Raw genomic sequence first — 2,939 nt, forward strand, 5'->3', positions numbered from 1 at the left:
TCTTCGGGTTGTGAGGTTAAGCGACTAAGCGTACACGGTGGATGCCCTGGCAGTCAGAGGCGATGAAGGACGTGCTAATCTGCGAAAAGCGTCGGTAAGGTGATATGAACCGTTATAGCCGGCGATGTCCGAATGGGGAAACCCAGTGCAATTCGTTGCACTATCGTTAACTGAATACATAGGTTAACGAGGCGAACCGGGGGAACTGAAACATCTAAGTACCCCGAGGAAAAGAAATCAACCGAGATTCCCCCAGTAGCGGCGAGCGAACGGGGAGCAGCCCAGAGTCTGAATCAGCTTGTGTGTTAGTGGAACGGTCTGGAAAGTCCGACGGTACAGGGTGATAGTCCCGTACACCAAAATGCACAGGCTGTGAACTCGAAGAGTAGGGCGGGACACGTGGTATCCTGTCTGAATATGGGGGGACCATCCTCCAAGGCTAAATACTCCTGACTGACCGATAGTGAACCAGTACCGTGAGGGAAAGGCGAAAAGAACCCCGGCGAGGGGAGTGAAAAAGAACCTGAAACCGTGTACGTACAAGCAGTGGGAGCACCTTCGGGTGTGACTGCGTACCTTTTGTATAATGGGTCAGCGACTTATATTCTGTAGCAAGGTTAACCGTATAGGGGAGCCGCAGGGAAACCGAGTCTTAACTGGGCGTTAAGTTGCAGGGTATAGACCCGAAACCCGGTGATCTAGCCATGGGCAGGTTGAAGGTTGGGTAACACTAACTGGAGGACCGAACCGACTAATGTTGAAAAATTAGCGGATGACTTGTGGCTGGGGGTGAAAGGCCAATCAAACCGGGAGATAGCTGGTTCTCCCCGAAAGCTATTTAGGTAGCGCCTCGTGAATTCATCTTCGGGGGTAGAGCACTGTTTCGGCTAGGGGGTCATCCCGACTTACCAACCCGATGCAAACTACGAATACCGAAGAATGTTATCACGGGAGACACACGGCGGGTGCTAACGTCCGTCGTGAAGAGGGAAACAACCCAGACCGCCAGCTAAGGTCCCAAAGTCATGGTTAAGTGGGAAACGATGTGGGAAGGCACAGACAGCCAGGATGTTGGCTTAGAAGCAGCCATCATTTAAAGAAAGCGTAATAGCTCACTGGTCGAGTCGGCCTGCGCGGAAGATGTAACGGGGCTAAACCATGCACCGAAGCTGCGGCAGCGACACTATGTGTTGTTGGGTAGGGGAGCGTTCTGTAAGCCTGCGAAGGTGGCCTGTGAGGGTTGCTGGAGGTATCAGAAGTGCGAATGCTGACATAAGTAACGATAAAGCGGGTGAAAAGCCCGCTCGCCGGAAGACCAAGGGTTCCTGTCCAACGTTAATCGGGGCAGGGTGAGTCGACCCCTAAGGCGAGGCCGAAAGGCGTAGTCGATGGGAAACAGGTTAATATTCCTGTACTTGGTGTTACTGCGAAGGGGGGACGGAGAAGGCTATGTTAGCCGGGCGACGGTTGTCCCGGTTTAAGCATGTAGGCTGGTTATCCAGGCAAATCCGGATAATCAAGGCTGAGGTGTGATGACGAGGTACTACGGTACTGAAGTAACAAATGCCCTGCTTCCAGGAAAAGCCTCTAAGCATCAGGTAACATCAAATCGTACCCCAAACCGACACAGGTGGTCAGGTAGAGAATACCAAGGCGCTTGAGAGAACTCGGGTGAAGGAACTAGGCAAAATGGTGCCGTAACTTCGGGAGAAGGCACGCTGGTGTGTAGGTGAAGCCCCTGCGGGTGGAGCTGAGACCAGTCGAAGATACCAGCTGGCTGCAACTGTTTATTAAAAACACAGCACTGTGCAAACACGAAAGTGGACGTATACGGTGTGACGCCTGCCCGGTGCCGGAAGGTTAATTGATGGGGTTATCCGTAAGGAGAAGCTCTTGATCGAAGCCCCGGTAAACGGCGGCCGTAACTATAACGGTCCTAAGGTAGCGAAATTCCTTGTCGGGTAAGTTCCGACCTGCACGAATGGCGTAATGATGGCCAGGCTGTCTCCACCCGAGACTCAGTGAAATTGAACTCGCTGTGAAGATGCAGTGTACCCGCGGCAAGACGGAAAGACCCCGTGAACCTTTACTATAGCTTGACACTGAACATTGAGCCTTGATGTGTAGGATAGGTGGGAGGCTTTGAAGCGTGGACGCCAGTCTGCGTGGAGCCAACCTTGAAATACCACCCTTTAATGTTTGATGTTCTAACGTGGGCCCCTAATCGGGGTTGCGGACAGTGTCTGGTGGGTAGTTTGACTGGGGCGGTCTCCTCCCAAAGCGTAACGGAGGAGCACGAAGGTTAGCTAATCCTGGTCGGACATCAGGAGGTTAGTGCAATGGCATAAGCTAGCTTGACTGCGAGCGTGACGGCGCGAGCAGGTGCGAAAGCAGGTCATAGTGATCCGGTGGTTCTGAATGGAAGGGCCATCGCTCAACGGATAAAAGGTACTCCGGGGATAACAGGCTGATACCGCCCAAGAGTTCATATCGACGGCGGTGTTTGGCACCTCGATGTCGGCTCATCACATCCTGGGGCTGAAGTAGGTCCCAAGGGTATGGCTGTTCGCCATTTAAAGTGGTACGCGAGCTGGGTTTAGAACGTCGTGAGACAGTTCGGTCCCTATCTGCCGTGGGCGCTGGAGAATTGAGGGGGGCTGCTCCTAGTACGAGAGGACCGGAGTGGACGCATCACTGGTGTTCGGGTTGTCATGCCAATGGCACTGCCCGGTAGCTAAATGCGGAAGAGATAAGTGCTGAAAGCATCTAAGCACGAAACTTGCCCCGAGATGAGTTCTCCCTGAGACTTTAAGTCTCCTGAAGGAACGTTGAAGACGACGACGTTGATAGGCCGGGTGTGTAAGCGCAGCGATGCGTTGAGCTAACCGGTACTAATGAACCGTGAGGCTTAACCTTACAACGCCGAAGATGTTTTGGCG

General features: G+C 53.1%; 1 rRNA gene. It reads left to right on the top strand.

Features of this window, described 5'->3' with window-relative positions:
* Positions 1–14: 14 nt before the first annotated feature.
* Positions 15–2,916: ribosomal RNA gene (locus K5R89_RS26790) — 23S ribosomal RNA — on the top strand.
* The last annotated feature ends 23 nt before the right edge of the window (positions 2,917–2,939 follow it).

The sequence above is a fragment of the Klebsiella sp. TF21-TM genome (assembly GCF_019753495.1).
GTDB classification, from domain to species: Bacteria; Pseudomonadota; Gammaproteobacteria; order Enterobacterales; family Enterobacteriaceae; genus Klebsiella; species Klebsiella quasipneumoniae.